Below are 19,350 nucleotides of genomic sequence, written 5' to 3'. Positions count from 1 at the left end.
TAAATCTTACTTCTCTTACATTTTATCATATATAAAATCTAAATGTTATATGACATCAAACTTTTAATAATTTATTTATTTATTTTATTCATAATTAATTATAAACTTTATTTTTTAACTTATTTTCATATCTTAAATAATCATATTCATCTATAACAGTAGCAACTTCCTTATAAATTTCTTCACCACATAAGCTTTTCTTTACTATAAGTTCATCTAAAACTCTGCTATTACACTTAGAACAAGTTCCTAATGATATAAATCTCCATCCAACTATACTAAAAGGATAATCAATTTCTAACTTTTTTTTACATTTTGGACATATTTGATTTATCTTTTCGTAATTTAATTCAACCCCTTCTAATGATCTTACCTCTAAAGCTGGCATTTTAAAAATATCTTCTACTATATAATTTTTCACTGCTCGTGAATTATACATATTTTTAAATACATGTGCTGTATAAATGCAATCATTTAAAGCATCATGTAATAAATCTTCATTTACTTTTATTTTTAATGCTTTAAGAGCATTTTTTAAGCTTAATGATTTCCTATATCCAAGTATTTTAGTTACATACTCTTGAATATCTAAGTAATTATCTATCCAACTTAAATCATCATATCCATAGTAATTTGCATTTCTTATTATTTCTGCAATATCATCTTTTGCCCATGAGCAAATAATATCTCCTTCATCAACCATTTCCTTTAATTTATTAATACCTTCAACAAATCCTACTCCATTTTCTAAATCCTTAATATTAATTTTAGTTATTTCTAAAATTTTAGGATTTATAATTGGAATAACAGATGGTTTTATATATACCTTTAGTTCTTCACACGGCTGCATATGTGCATCTAACTTCACTGCACCTATTTCTATTATTTCATTATCTAATTCTAAATTTTTCAGTCCTGGATTATCATTATAAACATTCGGTATACATTTATGTATACCACTTAGGTTATTAAACTCTAAATCAATTATTATAAAAGCCACCCTTATTCCCCCACTCTCTTTACTCTTCTATATCAATACCTGCTAACTTCATTAAATGCTTTGCATTTTGAGTTTCACTCATACCTCTTCTAAGCACATAATCAAAATTTATTTTATTATTCTTATAATATTCTCTAAAATTATAATTAACTAACCAGCTTTTTTCATTTTCTAAATCACATAACTCTAAATCATGTGTTGATACTAATCCTACACCTTGAAGTTTTACAAGCTGTTCAATTAAAATCCTTGCACCATCATGCCTATCTTGTGAATTAGTTCCTTTAAATATTTCATCTAATAAGAAAAATACCTTTTCTCCATTTTTAGCCGCTTCTATAACTAATTTTATTCTTAATATCTCAGCATAAAATGATGATATATTCTCATCTAAATTGTCTTGAGTTCTCATACAAGTATAAATATTGCTTATTCCGCACTTAAATCCTTTTGAAAAAGTAGGTAATCCTAAATAAGTAAGTACCATATTAAACCCTATAGTTCTTAAAAAAGTACTCTTTCCTGACATGTTTGATCCAGTAATTAATGCAACCTTCTCACTTCCCTTAAGGTTAAAATTATTAGCCTTTGCTCTTTCTCCTAATAAAGGATGTGCTAATTCAATAGCTTCAATTTCATTAATTCCTGAAATAGTTGGATAAGTCCATTCTTCATGCTCAAATGATATTGTAGAAAGACTTACAAGCGCTTCTACTTCCCCCATGTCTTCAAGCCACTTTTCTAGCTTATATCCATTTTTAATTCTCCACTCCTGTAAATTACTTAAAATAAAAATATCACTCATAAAAAATACATTTATTAATAAATAATAGGCATTTGAAGTACTATCCCCTAACCAAGAAATAATATTTTTTAATTTTTTCATTTCATTCTTACAATTAATATTTGAGCTTACTAAATCTTTTTGAATATCCAATAGCTTTTTAGATTGAAAGTTTTCATCTTGTATAATTGAAAGCAATTTACTGTATTTTTCTATCTCTCTCTTATTATTTATAAAAATATCAATTACATCACTTAATTTTTTAGTAAACAATTTAATAACTAAGTAATTAATAACTAAATCTAATATTAAATAGGAAATAGATAATCGTCCAATGATAGTTAAAAATAATATTATGCATGTAATTGCAATAAATATATACGATATATATTTAACTGTAAAATTATTTTTCTCTTCATTTGAAGCCCAATCTAATAATTCTTTAAGCTTTTCTTTTTTCTTACTTTCTATACTTGCTTCAAAATAAATCTTTTCACAAAATTCTCTTTTGTTAGCTAATTCTTTAATTGCTTCTTGCTCTTCTTCTATTTCATACCTAGTCGGTAACGAATTCATTATCATCTTACTTGCAAGTTTTTTTCTTCCAAATGTAGTCTTAGTCAAATTAATCCATTGAAATAAGGAGTTTTTACCAAATATATCTAAATCACTTGAAAATTTATGATTTCTATCAATAAATTCTTCACCTATATCACTAAATTCTTTCCAAGTATTATCCAATCTCTTTAACCCTTTTTCATTATACTCTAATATAACTAGTAATCTTTTTTTAGAATTTATTCGTTCATTATGGAAAAATGCAACTATTATAAATAATATTAAGGAAATTAAAAAACTACCTCCAACTGCCTCCATACTATTTTGTTTATAAAAATAATACATCATTCCAATACATAAAATAACAATCATAAATCTTAATGTTGAAAAAACTAACAGGTTTTTCTCTAATTTTGCTAATTTTTCTTTAACACTTTTTATATTATCATTGTAATAATTTAATGCTTTTCCCATTCTTGATACCTCTTAAAATAATTCTATAATCAATAGTTTAGACTATTTTTCCCATTTAATCCATAATAATTTATTGATTACTACTTATAACTTAATATATTTATGTTCAATGCTATTTTTTCTAGCTATATTTTCTTCTCTTCTTTGACAAGTGAATAAAATACATTGCTCAAAGTTTTCTTTTACTAAATACTTAATAGTCTTTTCTATACGCATATCATCATATTGAACAAATGCATCATCTAAATATATAGGGACATTTTTATTCTTAAATATCATTTCTATAAAAGCTAGCCTTAAAGATAAATATAATTGATCATTTGCACCATTACTTAATATCTCTGCTGGTAATATGTTATTATCAGCTTTCACCTTCATCTCATAGGTATCTGATACCATAACATCATTGTATTTGTTATTAGTCAATTCTTTAAAAGAATACATAACATTTTTATTAAGAATAGGTCCAAAGCTTCCTCTTATCTCATTATAAACTTCATTTAATATTTCACTGGTAATATTACTAGCTTTAAGCTGATTCTCATATTCTGCTATATAACTTTCAACCTCTTTGATTTCTTCTTCAATAGTTGGAATATCTCTCTTGCCATTAAATCTATTTTTTATTTCATTTTCTATATCTTTTATTTTCTTTTCAACCTCTACAAATCTTATATTCTTTTCTCTAATAACATCATCTATTTCATCTTCATTTTCATAAGAATAATCAAAATTTATATTTATTACATCACTTAACTCTTCCTTTATTGCTTCAATATCCTTTCCTCTTGTTAATACTGAATATGCTTCTTCAACTGATGCAAGACTTTTATTTATTTCATCTCTTTTTCTTAACTTATTCTCTAATTCTTTAATAATTTCATCAACATCAACTAAATTTACATTATTAAATCCTATGGAACTTAAACTTTTATTTAATTTTTCTTCTCTGATTAATAATTGTTCCTTCGTTCTATTTAAACTATTCTTTAAATTGCTTAGTTCAATTTCTAAATTAGTAAACCCTTTGGATAACTCCTTATATTTATAAATCTCAGAAATTAATTTTTCTAAGCTATTTAATGATGAAATTCTTAAATACTCTTCTATCTCACTATTTACTTCTTCATGCTCACGTAAAGCTTTATCCAATGATAGCAATTTCTTCTGAGTTAATTTTTCACTCATCTTACTATTAATCTTTTCTTGTAAGCTTAAATAATCATCATAAACCTTTAATTTTTTTAATAATTCTGTATAGTTACTAACATTTAATTTATTACAATATTTATTTAATTCAGCTTCAATTTTTCTAATACTTTCATTTAATTGATAAGTTGTTTTGTTTTTTTCTGATCCTAATTTACTACTATATAAGTTAATACCTAAGAATCCCAGTATAACTATACCAATTGTATAAAATATAAACTCAAAAGGATTATTAATAAATATACCTAAAATAATACTTATTAATGATACTACCCCTAATAAAATTAAAAACCTTGTATTTTGTACAATAACTTCATTTTTATTTTCCATTATGAATTTTAAACTTTTAAGCTTATCTTCATATGTTGCAAATAGTTTTTCTATATCACTCTTAAAATTTTTAATTTCTATTGCTGAACCTATTAGCTTTTGAGCTTCTTTTTCCTTAACTTTTAAAAAGTTAATTTCACTTTCTATTGAATTATTTATTTCAACCTTTTCATTTAATAGCTCATTTTTTATTTTTAATGCTTCTAAATTACTTAATATATTTTCAGGTAAGTTCTCCATATAATAATAACTACGTAATGGAGCCTTTAAATCTATTAATTTCTCTTCTTTAATAGAAATCCTTTCCTCTTCTTCTTTAGTTATATCTAATAAATTTAAATACATAGTATATTCTTCTTTAAGATTTTCTATAAAATTATAATTTATTATTTCATCTTTAAAGGTTAATGATTTGTTTATTGATACTTCTTTATTTTTTAGATCTTCTTTCTTTTTAAAATACTCTGCTATTTCCTGATACTCTTTTTTTATTTTCGTCTTTTTCAAGTATTTTTTATATATTTCTAAATTAATAACTTCTTTATTTAAGTTTTTCTTTTCCTCATTTAACTGAATTAATTTTTCTTCATTATCTATATTATGATTTGATAATTTATAAGCTTCATATCTTTCACTAAGTAAATCACTATATTTATTTTTTAAACAATCAAGCTTTCCATTCTTTCTTACATTTGATATAGACTTTTTATATTTATCTAGCTTATTAAATGCCACATCTACAGATACTTGTCCTTCTTCAGTTCCTATTGAATTTGATAGTTTATCTAATATCTCTTCTTCTTTATCCTTTTTAACTGCTACCGCTAATTGTCCAATAAATAATGTATTTACAAATGTAGCTCTATTTATATTTATAAAATACCTTCCTGGTTCATCTTTATTAATAAAGCTTATTTCTTCACCAGTAATAGCATCTATAATAATTGAAACATCGTCTTTTTTAGTTCTTCCAAATGTTCTTCGTATTATATACTCCTTATTTTCATGTAATATACTAAGTTCACCACTAATAGTTTCACCACTATTAGGTGTATATTTAATTCTTTCATTTAACTTATAATCCTTACCTTTATAAGAAGAAAAACCATACAACCAAACTTTTATGAATGCTTGAATAGTGCTTTTACCAGCTTCATTTTCTCCATATATTAAGTTTAATCCCTTATTAAAATTTATTTTTTTATTTTTAATTCCACCGAAAGCAATTATATTTACATTTTTAATAATCATTTAAATTCACCTCTTCTTCTGAGAGACATTGAATTCCTAATTTTAATGCAAGCCTTAATAAATCTTTTTCATCATCACTACTTGCTTCTTCTATCTTTTTCATTATTTTAGCTACAAACTTACCCTTTACAGAATAATCCTGACTTACCTGATCTAAATCTACTGCAATACTCGTAGTATTAACAATCTTTATATAGTAAAATTTCCCCTTTATCTTTTCACTCAATATCCTTTCATTTAAGGAAAAATGCTCTTTTATCTCCCCCTTTAAAATTATCTTATAAAAATTCTGCTTAAACTCTTCTGAATTTACCTCAGATAATATCTTTGATATCAATTCATCATAAGTATTAATATCGCTAATATCTATTTCTCGAGTTATATATTTTCTTTTACAAATAGGTTTAAAATAAAGTGATACTCCTCCACAGTATACATCTCCAATAATTACTCCCTTTTCTCCTTCTTCATCAAATCCCCGTCCTTGAGGGCAACCACTATATGCATAATAAGTGTTTCCTTCTTTAAGGATTCCCGAAAATTTATGTCTATGCCCTATTGCAATATAATCTAAACCTGATTTTCCTATTTCATTTAAATAAATTGGATTATATTCATTTTTGGAATTTCCTTTTTCAACCTCACCATGGATAACCATAATGTTTATTTTACTTCTATCTACATTAATTTCTTTTAATAAGCTTTCATGCTCATAGCTAGCATTAAATCCAGCACCCCAAACTACTAAATTTAATTCACTAACTTCTTTATACTCAAGTTCTCCTTTAAATATATAGACATTATCTGGCCAATTGACCATCTTATAAAATGATTTTTCATTATAAGGATCATGGTTTCCTGGTGAAATAAATACTTTAACCTTTTCTATTCTCTTTAGTTCATTTGCTATAAAAAATAAGGTATTCTTATTAACTGTTAAATTATCAAAAACATCTCCTGCAATAAGTAATACCTCTACATTTTCTTTTATGGTTAAATCTATTATATTTTTAAATACCTCTAATAGTTCTTCTTTACTATTTTCTGAAACTTCTTTTGTAAGCTCCTTAAAAGGTGTATCAAAATGCAAATCAGCACAATGTAAAATTTTAACTTGTTTCATACTATCACCCACTTTGCGAACTTCTGTTCATATTTTACCATTTTTATGGGCATAAGAAAAGAGTCACATTATCATAGAATTTCTACTCTAATGTAACTCTTCTCTTTTTTGAATGATAGTTTAATTTTCTGGTGGTATTTCACCCATAACAGTACTCACCCTCTCGAAGTATTGTTTCCTCTAATTCGTTAGCTTTGTACTCGTTAGTGGTTTTCTACTTTAATCCACTTTCGTATTGTTCTACCATTCTCTTAACCATTTCACCACCAACGGAACCACATTGTCTTGAAGTTAAATCACCATTGTAATCAGTGAATGGTACACCCATTTCTGCGGCAACTTCATTTTTGAATGCGCTTAATCCTTGTTTTGATTCTGGAACTAATGCTTTTGACATAATGAATTCCTCCTCTGGCTTCCGGTATTTTGTAAACATAACTTAAATTTATTTAAGTCGTATCTTGTTTACACTATTATATTAACCACTATGAATTTTTATATTACAAGTAAATAATACCTATAATTTATTAATTTGGATTTGTTTTAACTGTTTTCCTTATTACCAACTTTTTTCACTTTCTTAACTATAAAATCACGCACAATAGCTAATACCATTCCTATTTGAAATGATAATGAAACGGCAATAACTTGAAGATAATTAACCTTACTCATTTTATATACTATAAAAGTTTCAATTATCCACACTAAACTTGCCATTAACGATGCTTTCTTTCCACCTATTAATGAACAAAATATTATACTAAAAAATATTACTCCTTGTATTTGAACAAAACTCATTGATTCACCTCATATTAAAATAATTTATTTTAAGTTCTATCCAAATTACAATATTTTAATCATTATCGCTTTTACATAAAAGTCTAAACTTACATTGACCACATTTATAACTCTTTTGTGTTTTTTCAAAAACACTTTTTTCTTTCGGCTTATTTAAACTAATATCATCTAAATAATAATTTATAATTTTTAAATCATTATCAACTTTTGCTTTTATATACTCAATATCTTCGCTTTTAAATATAATTTCCTCAGAATGACCTTCTAATAAATATTCAACTCTCCCCTTAATTCGTGAATAATGAATATCATATTTTTTCATTACATACCATGCATAAACAAGTAATTGTTCTTTATCATCTTCAGAAGGTTTTCCCGTTTTCCAATCTACAATTACATAATAACCATCAGGACTTTTGTATAGTAAATCTATTTTTGAATAAACCTTTAAGCTATCATGGTTAAAACTACTAAATATATCTTCATCATTTTCGATAATTATAGTTTCATTATTTAATATTTCTTCAAAAGTTGTTGAAACATAAAAACTATTAACACATTGAATCAATCTTTCTTTTAATTCATCTCCAGTTTCCTTAGATATTTTACCGCCATAATAATATTCTTGAAGCATATAACCCCTAGGATACTCATCCCACTCCTTGGTTTTATATTTATTAATACTTTCTCTAATAACCCCTCTTAACTCATTCAATGTAATTTCATTGAATCTATTTGCATTCATAAATTTACTTTTATCTTTTTTGCATATATTAATTATTCCTCTAATTTTTTTATGAACAACTTCTCCAAAGCACATCCACAAGTTAGTTAATTTTTTTAATCTCCATGCTATCTTTTGTTCATCTGTACTATTAAAAATCCATCCATTATGACTTCCATAGTAAGTATAATAATATTCTCTTTGGCAAGAATCTAATGTTTTCATTCTTGAAATAGACCAAGATTTTTCTGGGTATTTGCGCTCTTCATATCCTTCACTCATTTTTTCATTCTCCTATTTATTACTTAATAATACTTTTACATTATTATATAAATATATTTTCTTAAATTAATAAAATAAAAATTTACTTTCTTAATTATAGTATAAATTATGTTTTCATTAATTCAGAATAAATTTTCTTGATTTACAAAAAATATTATTAAATTTAATTATTGGAGGTTAATTATGAAAAATTTTTCTTTTAAATTACTCAGCTGTATTGGTTTATTTTTTTTATGCAGTTCTTTAGTTTCTGCTCTTCCTTTAAATTCTTCTAATAAAAACGAAGTATTAATTGTTAGTGATGGTAACTCTAAAGTTGGTCTTCCTGATAGATTTAGAGATATTCCTACTTTAAATATTTCTGGAAGTGCCCAATTTACTAAGAAGCAAGCTAAAAACTTAAAAGATTCTATTTCAAAAGAAAATATATGCATTGTAGATTTAAGACAAGAATCACATGGAATGATAAATGAATTTGCTATAAGTTTTTTTGATAGATATAAGGATTTAAATAACGGTTTTACAACAGAAGAAACCATTAATAAAGAGAACTCTTTGCTAAACAAAATTAAGATTGGCAGCACAGTTCCACTTTATAGACGTACTGGTGCTCTTATTGAGAATTTAACTGTTGACTTCGTTAGTAACGAATCTACAGTAGTTACTGATGTAGGAATGCAATATAAAAGGTTTGCTGTAAAAGATAACGGTGCCCCAACGCCTACCATTGTTGATGAATTTGTAGAATTCATAAAGAATAAACCCGATGATTTACACCTTCACTTTCACTGTGACGCTGGCGAAGGAAGAACCACATCATTCATGGTTATGTATCAAGCATTAAAAAATGCTAGTAATTTATCATTAGACCAATTATTAGGTTATCAATATAATATTGGTGGAGTTAATCTTCATGACAATTCTGCCCAATTAGAGTTCTTAGAAGATTTTTATAATTATGTTGAAAAAAATAAATCTGACAACTATTCAACACCTTATTCTGAATGGATTAAGGAGGCATAAGATCTTCTTCCTCTTAAGTAGTAAGTTTAAAGTTAAGGATAAAACTTTTTATATCAATTTAGATTAATTTATTCCTTAACTTTAAACTTACCGCCATACTAAATTCTTATTTATCCATATTAATATTATTTTCACGTGCTACAGTAATAACCCTCTGTATATGCATAGTTAAGTAAACTATCTCATCATCATTTACATGGTAATCATTATTTTTCAATATATAATCACCTATTTTAACTGCACATTCATATGCTTCAGGATATGTTGTTGAAATCATTTTAATAAAATCGGAATCGGTACTATTATTTTGATTATTATTTACGATACGTTTTGCAAAATACTTCAAGTGAGTTAGTAATCTATCATAATTTAAATCATCCTCATCTAATTCTATTGCAAAATTATACTTAATTATATTTAATATATCTTTAATAATTTTAGTTGAAGTTATAGATTTCATGGTTGTTTCTCTATATCCTGCATTTACAAAATGTAATGCAATAAATCCTGCTTCATCCTCTGGTAATTCAATCCCCAATTTTTCATTTATATAATCAACTGCCCACAACGAAACTTTAAATTCAGCTTTATGCACTCTTCTTACTTCATTTAACAATTCATTTTTTATGATAATTCCACTTCTAAATCTTTTTACAGCAAATGCAATATGATCAGCTAATGAAACATAAATTTGCTTATCTAAAACTGTATTAAGTTCCACTATGGCATGAGTAATTATTTCATCAGTAATTTCAAATATTCCTTCTGGAATTTGATTAATTAACTTTTTAATTTTGTTTCCTAAATTTTCGTCATCTACTACAAATGTCTTTTCTATTTTTTTTTCATCTATTTGTTGCCCCGGCTTTTTATTAAATGCTATTCCACTGCCCATAAGAATTACTTCTTTTTTAGTCTTAGGATCAATTGAAACAACAACATTATTATTTAAAACTTTTTCAACTATCATTTATAAAACTCTCCTTATGGTACTAAAAAAATAGCCTAAACTAAGATTGCTCCTAATTTAGGCATATTATATTAGTATTCTAACACTTTAAATATTTACTTGTCAATTAAATGAATTGACTATAATAATTCTTAAATTATATTTGTTTTATTGGCAATACAATAATAAATTCACTACCTTCTCCAAGATTACGACTTACAAAGTAGTTGTTATTATTATATTTAATTTTCTAATAATATTCCCCCAATTATACCCTTTATTTTCTTTAATATCTCTATAATAAGTAAAAAAAGACTTAGCATTTTATGCTAAGTCTTTTTAAGTTTGGCAGGGGTACTAGGAATCGAACCTAGCCTAATAGTTTTGGAGACTACTGTACTACCGATATACGATACCCCTTCAACATTGACTATTTTACCATGGCAATATAATTATTGTCAACTGAAAATATTACTAACTATTATAGACTTTACGTGTAATAACAAAAAGTTAATAGTTAATAATTAATAGTTAAGGATGAAACTCCTACCGGAGTTTCTTGTTTCTTATATTTTTCTAAATTTAGCTTAGCTAAATTTATTGCTTAACTACTCACTACTCATTTTTAATTACTAACTAAAAATATTATTTCACAATATTTTTAGTAACTTCTCTAATTACCTTTTTTAATACTACTGCTCTTATTGCATCATATGTTATTTCTGATGGTACTATCTCTTTTATATCTTTTAATTTATTATATCCCACTTCATCTATTGCCTTTAATATTATTTTTTCTTCATCATTATCGAAAAACTCTTCTAAGTTTATTTTAAAGTTAATTTCATTACCCTCAGAAATATATTGCTGTACATGCCCCATTATTGTAGTTAATGCTAGATTTCTTTCTTTAGCAATTTCTTTTAACGATTTTCCTAACTTAATATAATCAACTGTAATGTCATGAGATTTTCTCTTTTCTCCCTCTTCTTTAGTTTTACTATATTTTTTGTTATCATCATTTTCTAAAACTTCATCAAATGATATATTAGTGCTCTTAGTCCTATTAAAACTCCAATTAACTTCTATATTTTTTTCTTCAATATATTCTTTAATCTTAGCCATGAACTTATCACCATATTTATTTAGCTTTGAATTACCTACTCCACTTATATCTAAGAATTGTTCATCCGTTATTGGCATCCTATTGCTCAATTCCTTTAAAGTTGAATCTCCAAATACCATGTAAGGAGGTATCTTTTCTTCCCTTGAAATCTCCATTCTTAATTCTTTTAATATAATAAATAATTCATTCTCTTCTATTTTAATCTTCTTAACTACTTGTTCCTTAACAAATACTTGCTTTTCACCTTTTACAATATCCATAGATAATTGATTTAATTTCAAAACCGGATATTCTCCTTTATAATTTAAATATCCATGTGAAATCAACATATTTATAAATTCAGTTAATGCATCTTTTGTATAATTTTTCACTATTCCATAAGTAGATAATTCATCAAATCCCAATTCATATACCTTCTTATTTTTAGACCCTCTTAGAACATCTACAACCATTCCAATTCCAAATCGTTGTCCCATTCTATAAACACAAGATATTACTTTCTGCGCATCTACACTTTTATCAACTAACTCTCCAGGTGCCTCACAATTACTACAATTGTTACATCTTTCATCATATTGTTCACCAAAATAATTTAATATATATTTCCTATAACAATCTTGTGTGTAAACTAAATTTATCATAGTTTGAAGTTTTTCAAGCTCATTTTCTTTTCTTACAGTATTTTCTGTTGCAGTTTCAATAATATATTTTTGAGTTTGAACATCTCCAGGTGAAAATAGCATTATACATTCACTGTCTTCTCCATCTCTCCCTGCTCTACCTATTTCTTGGTAATATCCCTCAATATTTTTAGGCATATTATAATGTATTACATATCTAACATTTGGTTTATCAATCCCCATACCAAAAGCATTTGTTGCAATTATTATATTTACCTTATCATAAATAAAACTTTCTTGAGCCTCTTTCCTATATTCATCATTTAATCCAGCATGATATTTTTCCACTTCTAATCCTTTAGAAATTAATAAGTCATATAAACTATCAACCTCTTTTCTAGTAGAACAATAAATTATACCTGATTCATCCTTATTGCTATTTATATAGTCTAAAATGTAATTTTTCTTATTTACACCCTTTTCTATTATTATCTTAAGATTTTTTCTATCAAAACCAGATATAAATATCTTAGGATTATTTAATTCTAATAATTTTATTATGTCATCTCTAACTTCAGCAGTTGCTGTTGCTGTAAATGCTGCAACTATAGGTCTATTTCTCAAAAGTGAAACTACCCTACTAATTCTCCTATAACTACTTCTAAAATCGTGCCCCCATTGCGATACACAATGTGCTTCATCTACAGCCACCATTGAAACATTAATACTAGCTATAAGTTCTAAAAACACATGTGATTCTAATCTTTCTGGTGCCACATATAATATTTTTATTTCATTTTTTGCAGCTTCATCTAAAATATTATTTATTTCAATATTATTTAATGAAGAATTAATATATGCTGACTTAATCCCTAAATTATTTATATTATCAACTTGATCTTTCATAAGCGAGATTAATGGAGAAATTACTATTGTTATACCATCTAACAACATTGCAGGTACTTGATAACAAATAGATTTTCCCCCACCAGTTGGCATTATAGTTAAAACATCATTACCATTTAGTATTTCTCTTATTATATTTTCTTGCCCTTCTCTAAATGAACTATATCCATAATATTGTTTTAATATATCTAATGCTCTATCCATAAATTCTCCTTACTACTCAATAAAATATTTTTCTTCTTAATTATTAACATTACTACTAAACTTATTCAAACATTTGTTCTCTTTGTGTAATATCACAAATTTGCTTTATCTCTTTTTTATAAAAAAATAATAAAAAAAAGCTAGCAAGAAATTCTTACTAGCTTCTATGGCAGGGGTACTAGGAATCGAACCTAGCCTAATAGTTTTGGAGACTACTGTACTACCGATATACGATACCCCTTAGTACAAAATTATTATACATTATGTTATTAATAAAATCAATATTTTTTCTACTATTTTTTTATAATTCTTTTCTTTTTCGTACTTTTTGGATAAAATATAAAATAGCAAATACTATTAAGAGTTACTAGTTAAAAGTTTAGAGTTAAAATTTAATTTAGCTTATAACTAATCACTACTAACTCCTAACTAACCTAAAAGGGAGGATTTTAACATGGTTTTTTCTGTTAATAGTGTTGAAGAAACTACAAACCTTGGTATATCACTTGGTAAAATATTAAAACCTGGGGATATAGTTTGTTTAACTGGGGATTTAGGTACTGGCAAAACCCATATAACAAAAGGAATTGCGAAAGGCTTAGAAATAACTGATTACATAACAAGCCCAACTTTTACAATTGTAAATGAATATGATTCTGGTCGTTTAAAATTGAATCATTTTGATGTTTATAGAGTTTCAGATCCTGATGAAATATACGCAATTGGATTTGATGATTACATTTTTTCAGATGCCGTTTCAATTATTGAATGGGCTAATTATATTGAAGAAATACTTCCAAAAGATTTTCTACATATTTATATAGAAAAAGATTTAGAAAAGGGCGAAGATTACAGAACAATTACTATAACTCCATATGGAGAAAGATATGATTATATAAAGGAGCTAAAAATATGATAGTTTTAAGCGTAGATTCTTCATCTTTAGTGACTACTGTAGCTTTACTTAAAGATGAGTATATCTTAGGCGAATATACATTAAACTTCAAAAGAGAGCATTCTATTATATTAATGGAAAAAATAGAAATGTTATTAAAAGACTGTGAAGTTGATATAAACGAAATTGATGGATTTGTCGTTTCTAAGGGCCCTGGTTCATTTACAGGACTTAGAATCGGAATGGCTACTATTAAAGGTTTAAGTATGGGATCTAATAAACCGTACGTTTCCATTTCTAGTTTAGATGCACTAGCTAATTCTTTATTAACTTTTGATGGTATAATTTGTCCAGTAATGGATGCATTAAGAGATAATGTTTATACTGGTCTTTATAAAAATATAGAAGGAAAATTGACAAAAATATTAGACTGTACAGCTTTAGATTTAACTGAACTTGCTAATATATTAAATGAAAAAGGCGAAAAGGTTATATTTACTGGTGATGGAGTATTTAAACATAAAGAATTCTTAATTAATAATGTTAACAATTGTGAATTTGCTCCAAATCATTTAAGTATCATAAGAGCTTCATCTTTAGGTGAGCTTGGAATGGAAAAAATTAAAGCTGGAGATATTGATGATATGAATTCTGCTCCTCTTTATATTAAAAAACCTCAAGCAGAAAGAGAACTTGAGCAAAGGCTGGCTATGAAAAATGAAAATAGATTATAGTCTTATGAATGAATCTCATATAAACGGTGTATATGAGTTAAGTAAAGAATGTTTTGCTATTCCTTGGACCTTAGATTCTATTAGTAATGAATTAAATAATCCATTAGCAAAATATGTTATTGCACAAGATTTATCAACAGGAGAAGTCATTGGATTTGTTGGTGTGTGGATAATTGCTGGCGAAGGTGATATTACAAATATTGCTGTAAGCCCAAAATATAGGAAGCAAGGCATTGCATCAAATTTGTTGATAAAACTATTTGAAATGTGCAAAACTTTTAATTGTGAAGATATTACTTTAGAAGTTAGAGCTTCAAATATACCAGCTCAAAATCTTTATAAAAAATTTGATTTTAAAGAAGAAGGTTTAAGAAAAGGTTATTATTCTGATAATGGTGAAGATGCCATTATAATGTGGAAAAGAGGATAGCAATGCTATCCTCTTTTTATTATTAAGCTACTTCTCTTTTCTTACTTTCAAACTTGCTATCAACTTTAAATATCGCACGTGATACTCTTTTATATAATAAATATGTTGCTATACACACTATTAAAGCTTTTACACCATTGAAAGGTACTAATCCTAAGAATATATAATTTAGTAAAGCTGCTCCTTCTAAATTCATACCATATGCAGGTAATAAGAAAAATGCATTTGCAACTATACCTAGGACTTGCATAACTAATGCACCTATAACCATTCCTACTATAGCGGTCTTTTTACTCTTATTTCTATTATATAACCAAGCTGCAGGAACAACTAATGCAAGACCAATTATAATATTTGCTGTTTCTCCTACAAATCCTGTTTCTGTCCCCTTTATTAAGAATCTTAAAAATACCTTTAATATAACTATTATTCCACCAGTTATCGGACCATAAGCAAAGCCTCCCATTAATGCAGGCACTTCACTTAAATCAATTTTAAGCCATGGAAATGCAGGTATTATTGGAAAATCAAAATACATTAACACTACAGCAATTGCAGCTAATAAAGAGATTTTAACCATTTTGTTTAAATTTTTTGATGAATTCATATATTTTCTCCTCCCAAAAGATATCCTTCGGGGCAATAGATTATTCAAATAATTCTTATTTTAGTTTGTCCAATATTTAATTATTTAATGCAAAAAACCCTGATGTAAAATTACATCAGGGCATTAAAAACAAAACAATAATTAAATATAACAAAAAAAATCGTTATTACTCAAATCACTATTTACCTTCTTTCATCCAGACTTTACTGTCGGCTTCGGAGTTACACCGAATCTGCAAAACTTGCTCGCGGGCTATACCGCCGGTAGGGAATTACACCCTGCCCTGAAGATATTTATTATTTATTTTGACTTCATTATATTACTAATTATGGAACTTTGCAATACTTTTATTTAACGTCCTTCATAGTTAAAGAAATTCTCTTTCTTTTTTCATCAACTTCCATAATTTTAACTTTAATTATATCTCCAACCTTAACTATATCTAAAGGATGCTTAACAAATTTATTTGCCATTTGACTCTTATGAACTAATCCATCTTGGTGAACCCCAATATCAACAAAAGCTCCAAAATCTGATACATTTCTTACTGTACCCATTAATTCCATTCCAGGCTGTAAATCTTTTAAATCTATGACCCCTGTCTTTAAAATTGGTTTTGGCATATCTTCTCTTGGGTCTCTACCAGGTTTTTGTAATTCTTTAATTATATCCTTTAGTGTTAATTCACCAATTTCTAATTCTGACTCTAAATTCTTTAATCCCTTTTCCTTTACTCTATCTTCAATATCACTTAATTTTTTATTTTTCAAGTCATCCATAGAGTATCCTAAAATATTTATTAATTTCTCAGCTGCTTCATATGATTCTGGATGAACTGCTGTGTTATCTAAGGGATTTTTACTTTCCATAACTCTTAAGAATCCTGCACATTGTTCATATGCCTTTTGACCTAATCTCTTTACCTTTAACAATTCTTTTCTGCTTTTAAATCCACCAGTTTCATCTCTATATGCAACTATGTTATTAGCTATAGAAGCATTAATTCCTGCAATATAAGTTAACAATGACGGTGTTGCAGTATTTAAATCAACTCCTACCTTATTAACACTATCTTCAACTACACCTGTTAATGACTCATCTAATCTCTTAGGTGTAACATCGTGTTGATATTGCCCAACCCCAATAGCCTTTGGATCAATTTTAACAAGCTCTGCCATAGGGTCTTGTAATCTTCTTCCTATAGAAATAGCTCCTCTTATAGTTACATCTAAATCTGGATATTCCTTAGCTGCAAGCTCAGATGCCGAATAAACTGATGCTCCTGCTTCTGAAACAATAACATAAGCTAACTCTTTTCCACTTTCATTCTTAATTTCAGTTAACATTTCAGATATTACTTCTTCTGATTCTCTTGATGCAGTACCATTTCCTAAAGAAATAACATCAACATTATGCTTATATATAAGCTCTTTTAATAGTTTTTTAGTTCCTTCTATATCTTTCTTAGGAACAGTTGGATATACAGTAGCTTTTTCTAAGAACTTACCTGTTGGATCTAATACTGCAACCTTACAACCTGTTCTAAATCCAGGATCATAACCCATAACTACCTTACCTTTAATAGGTGCTTGCATAAGTAATGCTTTTAAATTTTCTTTGAATATTAGTATAGCTCCTTCTTCACCTTTATCAGTTAATTCACTTCTAATTTCCCTTTCTATTGATGGATAAATCAATCTCTTAAATGAATCTTTTATTGCTAATTTTAAATATTCATCAGTTACTTCATTATTTTTTAGCAATCTATTTTGAAGATATGTTATTATTTTATCTTCATTTGCTACTATCTTAACAGATAAGACCTTCTCCTTCTCTCCCCTATTTATAGCCAATATTCTATGAGCAGGAATTTTATTTACATCTTCACTATATTCATAGTACATTTCAAAAGGTGTTGGTTCTTCACTTGAACCCTTTGATTCAATTTTTCCTTCCCTCATTACAAACTCTCTTATCCACTTTCTAAAAGCAGCTTCATCCGAAATTACTTCTGCAACTATGTCTAATGCTCCATTTATAGCTTCTTCTTCAGTAAGTACTTTCTTTTCTTCATTTATATATTTACTTGCTTCTTCATTTAAATTTCCCTTAAAATTACCTTCTAAAATCAAATCAGCTAATGGCTTTAACCCTTTTTCTAATGCTATTGTTGCTCTAGTTCTCTTCTTTTGCTTGTATGGTCTATAAATATCTTCAACCTCTGTTAATGTATCTGCTTTTTCTAAAGCTTTAACTATATCATCATTAAGCTTTCCTTGCTCATCTATTAACCTTAAAACGTCTTCTTTTCTTTCTTTTAAATTTCTTAAATATGTTAATCTTTCGAAGAATTTTCTTAATACATCATCACTTAATCCGCCAGTTTGTTCTTTTCTATATCTAGAGATAAAAGGAACCGTATTTCCTTCATCTAATAATTTAATTACATTTTGAACTTGTTTTAAAGTTATTCCTAACTCTTTAACTAATCTTTCTTCTATATTTACCATAAGTGCCTCCTATAAATTATATTATTTACACAAATAACTCTATTAATTAGTATAACATAATTTTACACTATTGCTATTATGTTAATAGAATAGTATAATTTATTTGTAAAATATTACCATTTACTATGCGAGGTGAATTTATCTTGAATAAATTTTTGTATGGCTTCTTAAATATCTGTCTTATAGTTTTTATTACACTCTTAGCACTAAATCAATTTTATGTAATTGACTTTTCAACTAACCTTAGAAATGTATTTATTTTTTTAACTCTAATAATTATATTATTTACTGCTACAACACAACTCTTAACTGGCAAATCTAACTTTTTAAAGTTTATTAGTGGTGTTATATTATTTTCAGTTATAATCGGTGGAGTTTTTTACGTATTAAAAGATCAGCTCAACATATTTGTATATATATGTATTTTATTTTCTTTATTCCAATGCTTATTTGAGCTTATTCAAAATAAAGCTTAAATTAAACATAAACTTATCATAAACATTTCCATATAAAAATAACATTCTATTGCTTACATTAAAATTTAGAATATAGTATTTAAATAAAAGTTAATAATCTAAAAGGAAACTTTTCATATTTAACATAGGATGAATAAATTTTGTTTGCCAAATTAAAATTTGGAATGCTCAAAAGAAATTCCTCCTCCTCGACGTCGGATGAGTAACTTCGATTTGCCAAATTAAAATTTGGAATGCTCAAAAGAAACTCCTCCTCCTTAACGTCGGATGAGTAACTTCGATTTGCCAAATTAAAATTTGGAATGCTCAAAAGAAACTCCTCCTCCTTAACGTCGGA

16 protein-coding genes, 2 tRNA genes and 1 riboswitch are annotated in these 19,350 nt (G+C 26.7%); of the genes, 4 read left to right on the top strand and 14 right to left on the bottom strand.

From position 1 onward, the window contains the following. Positions 1-94: 94 nt before the first annotated feature. From HCG70_RS01890 to HCG70_RS01860, 7 genes are all read right to left on the bottom strand, one after another. On the bottom strand, positions 95-1,000 hold the full coding sequence (locus tag HCG70_RS01890) for a 3'-5' exonuclease (RefSeq protein ID WP_055292169.1): 906 nt from the start codon (positions 998-1,000) through the stop codon (positions 95-97). A 19-nt stretch (positions 1,001-1,019) separates the two neighbouring features. Then, positions 1,020-2,816 carry a MutS-related protein gene (locus HCG70_RS01885; protein ID WP_221697430.1) on the bottom strand — a complete coding sequence of 599 codons (1,797 nt, stop codon included), beginning with the start codon at positions 2,814-2,816 and terminating at the stop codon, positions 1,020-1,022. A gap of 84 nt (positions 2,817-2,900) precedes the next feature. Further along, entirely contained in the window at positions 2,901-5,606 is a 2,706-nt protein-coding gene (locus HCG70_RS01880) for an ATP-binding protein (RefSeq protein WP_221697429.1), read from the bottom strand. Continuing rightward, on the bottom strand, positions 5,596-6,729 hold the full coding sequence (locus HCG70_RS01875) for a DNA repair exonuclease (RefSeq protein WP_042399830.1): 1,134 nt from the start codon (positions 6,727-6,729) through the stop codon (positions 5,596-5,598). The genes HCG70_RS01880 and HCG70_RS01875 overlap by 11 nt, the downstream gene beginning before the upstream one ends. A 214-nt stretch (positions 6,730-6,943) precedes the next feature. Next, positions 6,944-7,126 carry an alpha/beta-type small acid-soluble spore protein gene (locus HCG70_RS01870; protein WP_042399833.1) on the bottom strand — a complete coding sequence of 61 codons (183 nt, stop codon included), beginning with the start codon at positions 7,124-7,126 and terminating at the stop codon, positions 6,944-6,946. Between the two features lie 146 nt (positions 7,127-7,272). Then, on the bottom strand, positions 7,273-7,527 hold the full coding sequence (locus tag HCG70_RS01865) for a hypothetical protein (protein WP_042399836.1): 255 nt from the start codon (positions 7,525-7,527) through the stop codon (positions 7,273-7,275). Positions 7,528-7,582: 55 nt separating this feature from the next. Further along, the gene (locus HCG70_RS01860; protein WP_154820851.1) at positions 7,583-8,533 is read right to left on the bottom strand and encodes a PD-(D/E)XK nuclease family protein; all 951 of its coding nucleotides are present in this window, start codon (positions 8,531-8,533) and stop codon (positions 7,583-7,585) included. 183 nt (positions 8,534-8,716) lie between these two features. Between HCG70_RS01860 and HCG70_RS01855 the strand changes: the two genes are divergently transcribed. Continuing rightward, positions 8,717-9,556, top strand: a complete 840-nt coding sequence (locus HCG70_RS01855; protein ID WP_221697428.1) for a phosphatase — start codon at positions 8,717-8,719, stop codon at positions 9,554-9,556. Positions 9,557-9,662: 106 nt separating this feature from the next. On the opposite strand, the gene licT is transcribed toward HCG70_RS01855, so the two are convergent. The 4 genes from licT to HCG70_RS01835 all read right to left on the bottom strand — a co-directional run bounded on the left by licT (position 9,663) and on the right by HCG70_RS01835 (position 13,602). Continuing rightward, complete coding sequence (gene licT / locus HCG70_RS01850) at positions 9,663-10,526, bottom strand: BglG family transcription antiterminator LicT (protein ID WP_042402455.1); 864 nt, start codon at positions 10,524-10,526, stop codon at positions 9,663-9,665. Positions 10,527-10,851: 325 nt separating this feature from the next. Further along, positions 10,852-10,925: transfer RNA gene (locus HCG70_RS01845), tRNA-Trp, on the bottom strand. A 225-nt stretch (positions 10,926-11,150) separates the two neighbouring features. Then, positions 11,151-13,361 (bottom strand): DNA helicase RecQ, encoded by a 2,211-nt coding sequence (gene recQ / locus HCG70_RS01840; RefSeq protein WP_042402457.1) that lies wholly within the window; start codon positions 13,359-13,361, stop codon positions 11,151-11,153. Between the two features lie 167 nt (positions 13,362-13,528). Next, positions 13,529-13,602: transfer RNA gene (locus HCG70_RS01835), tRNA-Trp, on the bottom strand. Positions 13,603-13,815: 213 nt separating this feature from the next. On the opposite strand from HCG70_RS01835, the gene tsaE reads away from it, so the two are divergent. The 3 genes from tsaE to rimI are packed head-to-tail and all read left to right on the top strand — an operon-like array spanning position 13,816 to position 15,420. After that, a complete protein-coding gene (gene tsaE, locus HCG70_RS01830; protein WP_042402459.1) occupies positions 13,816-14,277 on the top strand; it encodes a tRNA (adenosine(37)-N6)-threonylcarbamoyltransferase complex ATPase subunit type 1 TsaE in 462 nt (153 codons plus the stop codon). Beyond that, the gene (gene tsaB / locus HCG70_RS01825) at positions 14,274-14,990 is read left to right on the top strand and encodes a tRNA (adenosine(37)-N6)-threonylcarbamoyltransferase complex dimerization subunit type 1 TsaB (protein ID WP_042402461.1); all 717 of its coding nucleotides are present in this window, start codon (positions 14,274-14,276) and stop codon (positions 14,988-14,990) included. The genes tsaE and tsaB overlap by 4 nt, the downstream gene beginning before the upstream one ends. Continuing rightward, complete coding sequence (gene rimI, locus HCG70_RS01820) at positions 14,974-15,420, top strand: ribosomal protein S18-alanine N-acetyltransferase (protein ID WP_042402464.1); 447 nt, start codon at positions 14,974-14,976, stop codon at positions 15,418-15,420. Before tsaB ends, rimI begins: the two co-directional genes overlap by 17 nt. A gap of 22 nt (positions 15,421-15,442) precedes the next feature. On the opposite strand, the gene HCG70_RS01815 is transcribed toward rimI, so the two are convergent. From HCG70_RS01815 to HCG70_RS01805, 3 genes are all read right to left on the bottom strand, one after another. Then, the gene (locus tag HCG70_RS01815) at positions 15,443-16,027 is read right to left on the bottom strand and encodes an ECF transporter S component (protein WP_042402466.1); all 585 of its coding nucleotides are present in this window, start codon (positions 16,025-16,027) and stop codon (positions 15,443-15,445) included. A 180-nt stretch (positions 16,028-16,207) separates the two neighbouring features. Then, a riboswitch (FMN riboswitch) is annotated at positions 16,208-16,322 on the bottom strand. Between the two features lie 52 nt (positions 16,323-16,374). Then, positions 16,375-18,537 carry a Tex family protein gene (locus HCG70_RS01810; RefSeq protein WP_042402469.1) on the bottom strand — a complete coding sequence of 721 codons (2,163 nt, stop codon included), beginning with the start codon at positions 18,535-18,537 and terminating at the stop codon, positions 16,375-16,377. Positions 18,538-19,092: 555 nt separating this feature from the next. Beyond that, a partial coding sequence (locus HCG70_RS01805) for a hypothetical protein (RefSeq protein ID WP_221697427.1) occupies positions 19,093-19,350 on the bottom strand: 258 nt, incomplete at its 5' end.

It is taken from the genome of Clostridium sp. K04, assembly GCF_019734375.1.
Taxonomy (GTDB): domain Bacteria; phylum Bacillota; class Clostridia; order Clostridiales; family Clostridiaceae; genus Clostridium; species Clostridium saudiense.
This window is presented reverse-complemented; position numbering and strand designations above follow the sequence as displayed.

Bases quoted from the DNA above. Each gene is read 5' to 3' on its own strand.
- HCG70_RS01880 (WP_221697429.1), bottom strand. From the start codon at position 5,606: ATGATTATTAAAAATGTAAATATAATTGCTTTCGGTGGAATTAAAAAT.
- tsaB (WP_042402461.1), top strand. From the start codon at position 14,274: ATGATAGTTTTAAGCGTAGATTCTTCATCTTTAGTGACTACTGTAGCT.
- recQ (WP_042402457.1), bottom strand. From the start codon at position 13,361: ATGGATAGAGCATTAGATATATTAAAACAATATTATGGATATAGTTCA.
- licT (WP_042402455.1), bottom strand. From the start codon at position 10,526: ATGATAGTTGAAAAAGTTTTAAATAATAATGTTGTTGTTTCAATTGAT.
- HCG70_RS01860 (WP_154820851.1), bottom strand. From the start codon at position 8,533: ATGAGTGAAGGATATGAAGAGCGCAAATACCCAGAAAAATCTTGGTCT.
- HCG70_RS01815 (WP_042402466.1), bottom strand. From the start codon at position 16,027: ATGAATTCATCAAAAAATTTAAACAAAATGGTTAAAATCTCTTTATTA.
- HCG70_RS01885 (WP_221697430.1), bottom strand. From the start codon at position 2,816: ATGGGAAAAGCATTAAATTATTACAATGATAATATAAAAAGTGTTAAA.
- HCG70_RS01870 (WP_042399833.1), bottom strand. From the start codon at position 7,126: ATGTCAAAAGCATTAGTTCCAGAATCAAAACAAGGATTAAGCGCATTC.
- rimI (WP_042402464.1), top strand. From the start codon at position 14,974: ATGAAAATAGATTATAGTCTTATGAATGAATCTCATATAAACGGTGTA.
- HCG70_RS01865 (WP_042399836.1), bottom strand. From the start codon at position 7,527: ATGAGTTTTGTTCAAATACAAGGAGTAATATTTTTTAGTATAATATTT.
- HCG70_RS01855 (WP_221697428.1), top strand. From the start codon at position 8,717: ATGAAAAATTTTTCTTTTAAATTACTCAGCTGTATTGGTTTATTTTTT.
- HCG70_RS01810 (WP_042402469.1), bottom strand. From the start codon at position 18,537: ATGGTAAATATAGAAGAAAGATTAGTTAAAGAGTTAGGAATAACTTTA.
- HCG70_RS01875 (WP_042399830.1), bottom strand. From the start codon at position 6,729: ATGAAACAAGTTAAAATTTTACATTGTGCTGATTTGCATTTTGATACA.
- tsaE (WP_042402459.1), top strand. From the start codon at position 13,816: ATGGTTTTTTCTGTTAATAGTGTTGAAGAAACTACAAACCTTGGTATA.